General features: G+C 37.4%; 7 protein-coding genes. 5 read left to right on the forward strand and 2 right to left on the reverse strand.

Annotated features, from left to right (window positions below; translation table 11 throughout):
* Positions 1-49: 49 nt before the first annotated feature.
* The 3 genes from V7M80_RS12535 (at position 50) to V7M80_RS12545 (ending at position 5,063) form a co-directional block, all read left to right on the forward strand.
* On the forward strand, positions 50-3,484 hold the full coding sequence (locus V7M80_RS12535; RefSeq protein WP_333696627.1) for a methylmalonyl-CoA mutase family protein: 3,435 nt from the start codon (positions 50-52) through the stop codon (positions 3,482-3,484).
* A gap of 83 nt (positions 3,485-3,567) precedes the next feature.
* On the forward strand, positions 3,568-4,059 hold the full coding sequence (locus V7M80_RS12540) for a hypothetical protein (RefSeq protein WP_333696629.1): 492 nt from the start codon (positions 3,568-3,570) through the stop codon (positions 4,057-4,059).
* Positions 4,059-5,063, forward strand: a complete 1,005-nt coding sequence (locus V7M80_RS12545) for a metal-dependent hydrolase (RefSeq protein ID WP_333696631.1) — start codon at positions 4,059-4,061, stop codon at positions 5,061-5,063. The genes V7M80_RS12540 and V7M80_RS12545 overlap by 1 nt, the downstream gene beginning before the upstream one ends.
* Before the next feature lie 42 nt (positions 5,064-5,105).
* On the opposite strand, the gene V7M80_RS12550 is transcribed toward V7M80_RS12545, so the two are convergent.
* Both V7M80_RS12550 and V7M80_RS12555 read right to left on the reverse strand, forming a co-directional pair.
* Entirely contained in the window at positions 5,106-5,249 is a 144-nt protein-coding gene (locus tag V7M80_RS12550; protein ID WP_333696632.1) for a hypothetical protein, read from the reverse strand.
* Entirely contained in the window at positions 5,242-5,814 is a 573-nt protein-coding gene (locus V7M80_RS12555; protein WP_333696634.1) for a DUF1543 domain-containing protein, read from the reverse strand. Before V7M80_RS12555 ends, V7M80_RS12550 begins: the two co-directional genes overlap by 8 nt.
* A 104-nt stretch (positions 5,815-5,918) precedes the next feature.
* Between V7M80_RS12555 and V7M80_RS12560 the strand changes: the two genes are divergently transcribed.
* Positions 5,919-6,413 carry a hypothetical protein gene (locus V7M80_RS12560; protein ID WP_333696636.1) on the forward strand — a complete coding sequence of 165 codons (495 nt, stop codon included), beginning with the start codon at positions 5,919-5,921 and terminating at the stop codon, positions 6,411-6,413.
* A gap of 390 nt (positions 6,414-6,803) precedes the next feature.
* Positions 6,804-8,226, forward strand: a 1,423-nt coding sequence (locus V7M80_RS12565; RefSeq protein WP_442902352.1) for an HYR-like domain-containing protein, incomplete at its 3' end; no start/stop codon positions are given.

Genomic DNA, 8,226 nt, shown 5'->3' on the forward strand with positions numbered 1-8,226 from the left:
TTTTATTAATTCCGTAAATTGCACCCTCAAAAACATCATTTTTTTATCAATGGAACAAGCAACTCCTTATATTCCTAAAAATAAAGTAAGAATTGTAACTGCCGCATCCCTTTTTGACGGACACGATGCTGCCATTAACATCATGCGACGCATCATTCAGGCTACCGGTGTAGAAGTGATTCACCTTGGCCACGACAGAAGTGTGGAAGAAGTCGTAAACACTGCCATTCAAGAAGATGCCAATGCAATTGCCATGACATCCTACCAAGGTGGTCACAACGAATATTTCAAATACATGCATGATTTGCTCAAAGAAAAAGGAGCCGGTCACATCAAAATATTTGGCGGTGGAGGAGGAGTAATCCTTCCCGAAGAAATCAAAGATTTACACGAATACGGAATCACCCGAATTTATTCTCCCGATGACGGCCGTGCCATGGGTTTACAAGGAATGATAAATGACTTGGTTCAACAAGCCGATTTCCCGATTGGAGACAATTTGAATGGTGAAGCGAATCACTTGGAAGAAAAAAATCCAAGAGCCATTGCCAGAGTGATTTCTGCTGCAGAAAATTTTCCGGATATTGCAAAAGAAACGCTCGATGCCATTCATAAAAAAAATGAAACGTCAAAAATTCCTGTTCTTGGAATCACAGGAACCGGTGGTGCAGGAAAATCATCGTTAGTGGACGAATTAGTACGTCGTTTTCTAATCGATTTCCCTGAAAAAACAATCGGTTTAATTTCCGTTGACCCTTCCAAAAGAAAAACGGGTGGAGCGTTGTTAGGCGACAGAATTCGAATGAACGCCATCAATAACCCTCGCGTGTATATGCGTTCTTTGGCAACGCGTCAATCGAATTTAGCGTTATCCAAATATGTGGCCGAAGCCATTCAAGTACTCAAAGCAGCTAAATACGACATCATTATTCTGGAAACTTCAGGAATTGGTCAAAGCGATACCGAAATTTTAGAACATTCCGATGTTTCGTTATACGTGATGACACCTGAATTTGGTGCTGCAACGCAACTCGAAAAAATTGATATGTTGGATTTTGCCGATTTAGTGGCTATCAACAAATTCGACAAAAGAGGTTCACTCGATGCCCTTCGCGATGTGAAAAAACAATACCAACGAAATCACAATCTTTGGGATGCCGACTTAGATTCGCTACCCGTTTTCGGAACCATTGCCTCGCAGTTCAATGACCCTGGAATGAACACACTTTACAAAAAAGTGATGGACAAAATCGTCGAAAAAACAGAAGCCGATTTGCATTCGACTTTTGAAATCACACGTGAAATGAGCGAGAAAATCTTCGTCATTCCACCACACAGAACCCGTTATCTTTCTGAAATTTCAGAGAATAACCGTAAATATGACGAAACGGTTTTATCACAAGTAGAAGTTGCTCAAAAATTATATGGGATTTATAAAACCATCGAATCGGTTGGACACATCAACAAATTAGGATTAACGAAATACGGTTTGAATGAAGAGCAACTGCAAGCGGCTCAATCTTCAACCAATCAAGAATTTTTAAGTTTATTAACCAAAGAATTCGACCGAGTAAAAATGAACCTCGACCCATTCAACTGGGAAATCATTTTGAACTGGGACGAAAAAGTAAACAAATACAAAAATCCGATTTATTCGTTTAAAGTTCGTGACAAAGAAATCAAAATTCAAACGCATACCGAATCCCTTTCGCATTCGCAAATACCAAAAGTAGCGTTGCCCAAATACCAAGCGTGGGGCGATATTTTAAAATGGAATTTACAAGAAAACGTTCCCGGTGAATTCCCCTTTGCCTCCGGATTGTATCCGTTTAAGCGAGAAGGCGAGGACCCCACCCGAATGTTTGCCGGAGAAGGCGGACCAGAGCGAACCAATCGTCGTTTTCACTACGTGAGTTTGGGAATGCCGGCCAAGCGTTTGTCTACCGCATTTGACTCGGTAACCTTGTACGGAAATGACCCGGATCATCGTCCGGATATTTATGGGAAAATCGGAAATGCCGGAGTTTCCATTTGCTGTTTGGATGACGCTAAAAAGTTGTATTCCGGGTTTGATTTGAGTCATCCGATGACTTCGGTGAGTATGACGATTAACGGGCCGGCTCCCATGTTGTTGGGCTTTTTCATGAATGCTGCCATCGACCAAAATTGTGAAAAATACATTTTGGAAAACAATTTACAAGATGAGGTCGAAGAAAAAATCAACGAAATTTATAAGAAAAAAGGTTTCGAAAGACCTCGCTATAACGGCGAACTTCCCAAAGGAAACAATGGTTTAGGGTTGATGCTTTTGGGCGTTACCGGAGACCAAGTGTTGCCGATAGAGGTGTACAACGATATTAAAATGAAAACCTTAGCCCAAGTACGCGGAACGGTGCAAGCCGATATTTTAAAAGAAGATCAGGCACAAAACACCTGTATTTTCTCTACTGAATTTGCACTTCGATTGATGGGTGACGTACAGGAATATTTCATTCAAAAGAATGTGCGTAACTTCTATTCGGTTTCCATTTCGGGGTATCACATTGCAGAAGCCGGTGCAAACCCGATCACTCAATTGGCGTTTACGCTGGCGAATGGTTTCACTTACGTGGAATATTATTTGAGTCGTGGCATGAACATCAACGATTTCGGACCCAATTTATCCTTCTTTTTCTCAAACGGTATCGATCCGGAATATGCCGTGATTGGTCGTGTGGCAAGAAAAATTTGGGCAAAAGCTTTAAAACATAAATACGGAGCCAACGAAAGAGCTCAGATGTTGAAATACCACATTCAAACTTCGGGACGTTCGTTGCATGCTCAGGAAATTGATTTCAATGACATCCGAACCACGCTGCAAGCGTTGTATGCGATTTACGACAACTGTAACTCGTTGCACACGAATGCATATGACGAAGCCATTACCACACCAACCGAAGAATCGGTGCGTCGTGCGATGGCGATTCAGTTGATTATCAACAAAGAATTAGGTTTGGCCAAAAACGAAAACCCTATACAAGGTTCGTTTATTATTGAAGAATTAACCGATTTAGTGGAAGAAGCGGTTTTACAAGAATTCGACCGCATCACCGAACGTGGTGGTGTGTTGGGTGCGATGGAAACCATGTACCAACGTTCTAAAATTCAGGAAGAATCGTTGTATTATGAAACCTTGAAGCACACAGGTGAATTCCCGATTATTGGGGTGAATACGTTTTTGAGTTCCAAAGGTTCGCCAACGGTGATTCCGGCAGAAGTAATTCGTGCCACCGAAGAAGAAAAACAATTTCAAATTAAAACCTTGGAAACCTTACACCAACTGCACGCCGAAAAGGTAAAAGAGCAATTGAATAACCTGCAAGAAGCCGCCATCCAAAACAAAAACATTTTTGAACGTTTGATGGAAGCCACTAAATATTGTTCGCTGGGACAAATTACGAGTGCGTTGTTTGAAGTGGGAGGGCAGTATAGGAGGAATATGTAGAATCTAATTAGCAATAATAAAAAACCTTTCATTTTTGAAAGGTTTTTTATTTCGATTTTGATTTGTATTTTTGAAAGAAAAAAATGCGAAAAATTCTTATTTTATTTTTATCTGTATTCGTACTGAATTCTTGTTCATCTTCGGATGATGCTTCAAGTACTTTTGAATCAAATATTTTGGTAAGTAATGTTCGTTTCATACCAACATCAGCAAGAGTAGTACAAGCCAATTCCACTATTCCGGGGGAATCTGCTTTGAATTTTAATTTATCAAAAGGGACAGTAGGATCTTCAAATTATGAAGCCATTGTCTTTAATATTATGTATCCAACCAATTCAAGTACTGCTCCCAGTGGAATTTATGATTTTGGAATAGGGGTAATTGGAGAAGTGCTTTTTGCAAATGGCACCTATGTCAAAGGAAATTCGTTTTACAGTTTAGCAGGTTTTACGGTTCAGGTTACACATAGGGGTACTAATGAATACCGTTTAGATTTTCAAAATGTCCAAGCAATCAATCCAATAACAGGTGGGAGTGTAATAATTTCCGGTTTTTTTGATGGAAATATGCAATAATGGATTCACTCAGTCAAATCGTGCTCGGTGCCGCAGTAGGCAATCAAGTGCTCGGCAAAAAGTTGGGCAACAAAGCCATTCTTTACGGTGCCATCATCGGCACGATGCCGGATTTGGATGTATTATATGGAAAGTTGTTAGACCCGCTAACCGCCACCGAAATTCACCGTGGTTTTAGTCATTCTACTTTACTTTTTCTATTTCTTTCCCCCATTTTAGGTTGGATTGTACAGAAAATGGAACATAAAAAAGGAGTGAACTTCAGAGAAGCAACACTGTTTTCGTTCCTTATTTTGCAAACGCATTCCTTACTCGATTTGTTTACCACGTGGGGAACGCAATTATTTTGGCCACTCGAAACACGATATTCATTGCAATCCATATTTGTGATTGATCCGCTTTATACCTTGCCGTTTTTGGTGTTTCTAATTCTTTCAATGAAGAAAAAGAAAGACGACCCGAAACGCCTATTTTGGAACAGAACCGGATTGATCGTAAGTACTTCGTATTTGTTTTTTACGCTTTTCGTACAATCGGTTGTGACGCATAAATTTGAAAACCAATTGAAAGCAGACAATATTACCTTTCAGGAAATTGTCGTCAAACCATCACCATTCAACATTATTTTATGGACAACCAATGTCAAAGTGGATAATGGTTATTACATTGGAGATTATTCTTTTTTTGATACACAACCGATTCAATTTCAATTCATTCCTACGCAAAAAGAATTGATAAGTAATATTGAAGATGCCGCCGTTATTCAACAATTAAAACGAATATCCGAAGGCTGGTATTGCATCACCCAAAAAGAAAACCAACTGTTTTTTAATGATTTGCGGTTTGGTGTGATGAATGCAGATAAAAATAACATGCAGTTTTCGTTCAGTTATCAAATTACGGTAGAAAATGGGGAATTCAAAGCGGCTGAATTACCAAATAAAAATAGGGCACAGGCAAAGAAATTGTTAGGGAAAATTTGGGTGCGATTACAAGGAAATTGATGTAAAATTTATTTTAATTAACCATATAAGGCATATAAGTTTTTACAAGGTTTTATTCTCGTTGAATTTTCGGGTAATGGTTTTCAATTTCTCTTTTCTCGCCATTTCCTTCTCTTTCTTCTTGGCTTGCTCTTTGTGCAACTTGTCGTTGTGAATTTTGATGTTTTTTGGATTATTTCTACCCATCTTTCAGTAATTTATCAATTTTTACGTAACCAATTTCCAGAACATCTTGTTGATTGGATTCGGATTTAGAAACTTTCAATTGGAATTTTTCTTTAAATTGTGGTGATAAAATATCTTCTATTTCATAAATATCATCAACATCCACGCCGTATTTGTCATCAATATGAGAGGTGGCTCCTTTAAAACTGCAATGTTTGTAGAACGAAGTGGTTTTGGCTTTTTTGATGGCTTCCGCTTTGTTTTGAGCTACGGTTAACACTTTATAATGGTACTCTTCAAACTCATTTTCTTTGTATCCACCTAGATTGATGAAAAATAATTTTTCGGTGTTGTGAATGTTTTTCTCGCGTGAAACAACTTCAATTGTATAATCGTCAACACAAGTCACTTTTCGCCACGCATCAAGGTGAATTTTTCCTTTTGCTTCCGGCCAAAAGGCTTTCATGTCGGGAACTAATGCTTTTAAATTTTCACTTATTCCAAAAAAAATATCGTGTTGTTCAGTCAGTCTCCCGGGTGGAGTAGCTCCTAACATCACCATAAAAAGGGTTTGATTTTCTTCCATTTTTCAAAAGTAAGAAAAATAAATTAGGGTAAATTACTCAAAAAAGATAACTTTGGCATGGGTATTGGTTATAGCTAATATGTTAACCATTTAAAAATTGAATCATGAAAAAATTTACTTTATTTTTAGTGCTAGTCGGGATGATAACACTACAAGGTTGTACCACTTCAGATGACCGAACCGTAATTGACAATGATACGATAAGTGAGGTTTTTCAAGTAACTACTAATTTTACACCTCAAAATGGTTACAGTACATTTATTCCTTTAAATCCTCCAATTTTTAATTCGGATGTGGTTTTGGTATATCGCTTGTGGGGAACAGATGGTGGTAGTCCGGTTTGGAGATTAATCCCTCAAACGGTTTATCTCCCCCAAGGAGAGTTAGATTACAATTTCGATTTTACTCGATTTGATGTGAGTCTGTTTTTAGATTCTGATTTTGATTTGTTTTTTGCAGATTCGCAATGGAAGTTAAATCAAACATTCAGAATTGTATTGATACCGGGTTATTTTGGTTCAGCCAGAGTAGATTATTCCGATTACAATAAAGTTATGGAAATGTTGGGTAAAAATGAAAATGATGTAAAATTTTTGTAAATAAAAATCACAAAAAAATGTCAAATAATTTGATATAAGGAGCTTTAGGGCTCCTTTTTTATGTTTTAACGATTTTTTATGCAATTTGACGATTTTATGTTAATTAAAGTAAAAAATGTAAGAATTTAGTAATCTCAAAGCCACTCACGAAGAATATAAAGTTTCCAAAAACAATAAAAACCTTAATAATGAATTTTAATTTTATCCTTACTTAGGATTAAAATTCATTTGATTATAGTATCATTTTTTGTTGATTGTTTAACCTAAAAAAAGAAACCAAAGTATTCAAAAAATCTAAAAAACTAGTATTTAAAGATTAACTAGCCCTCCCCAAATCTATTTGTCTTCTAATTTTACTCATGAAATGGTATTAACCTAATATCGTTTATTATGAACAAAATTATTTTTTTTAATCCAAGTTATTTACTCTCATTCAGTTGTTGTAGTTCTCCCAAAAAAGAATTACAAGAAGGAGTAAGTAGAAAATTTTTAGGGATTAGCCATTTGTTTTTGGTTGTTTCCTTTCTTCTACTTTTTATTTCTTCTACTGTTTCGGCTCAAGTACTACATGATGAGTCAGTAATTGAAACTAAATTTAAACCCAAAAGAGTGGGTACAGATGATTCTCAATTGAATGTTTCTGTGGTACCTTCTTCAAGTTTATCAACTACCAATTGCGGTAGATCTTACAGCAATACGGTTTGTTGGGGATCACCGGCACTTAGCCATTATGTTCTGCAATTAGCCAATTGTTTTACAGCTGCCGATATACAATCGGTACTAATTAATGGAGTTCCTTACAATGCTTGGTCTGTTGGAACAGATCCAACTTGTGGGGTTTACGGACTTAAATGGGACAATTTGAATTTAGGAGGTAATACCTGTGCAACTTTTACAGTTGTTTTCAGAGATGATTATGTTCCTACTTCAACCCTTGGTTTCTCAAAAGCCGGAACCAATTGTACATCTGCTCCTGCGAATGGTCCCTCCTGTCAAAGATGTAGTAACTGTCCTGATGATTGCAGTATACAAGGTACACAATCGGTTTGTCCGGGTTCTGTTGGAACAGTATTCACGGGAACTGCAGGTTTGAATTACCAATACCAATGGACAATCCAAGGAAACGGAACCATTTCGGGTTCTTCAACACAACAACAAGTTTCGGTTAATGCCGGTATATCTTGTAATACAACCTATACTTTAAGTTTAAGAATTACAACCCCAGAAGGTTGTATATCTACTTGTTCTTATACTGTTAATATAGTGGATACTGTAAATCCAATGGTTGTTTCAGGTCCGCCAAATATCACTCTTGAATGTGGAATGGCTATTCCGGAACCGGGAGAGGTTGTTGCATCAGATAATTGCGGTACTGTTTTTATTCAATTTTTAGGTGATTTTGAATACCCTGGCGATTGTGCCGGAGTTTATTTACTTCAACGAACTTGGAAAATATCAGATCGTTGTGCAAACCACGTATATCACAAACAACTTATAACGATTTTAGACACAACTCCTCCTGTAATCTCCGGTGTGGGTGAGTCTTATACAATTCAATGTCCAGGGGAACCTGTTTTTAGTACTCCAACAGTTTCAGATACCTGTGATGCAAATCCAACATTAACTTTTGTTGATACTCAAAAATTAAACAATTGTGGTTTGGGTGTTTATACCAGAATATGGACTGCTACTGATTGTTCAGGAAATACTTCTACTGCAACTCAGTCCATAACTATTGAAGATACTACAGATCCTGTAATTGTATCTATCTCTGATTTTATGTTGGAAGGATGTAACGCAGCTTGGCCACAAT

Origin of the sequence: Flavobacterium sp. (assembly GCF_036759525.1) — a bacterium.
In the GTDB taxonomy this organism is placed as follows: Bacteria; Bacteroidota; Bacteroidia; order Flavobacteriales; family Flavobacteriaceae; genus Flavobacterium.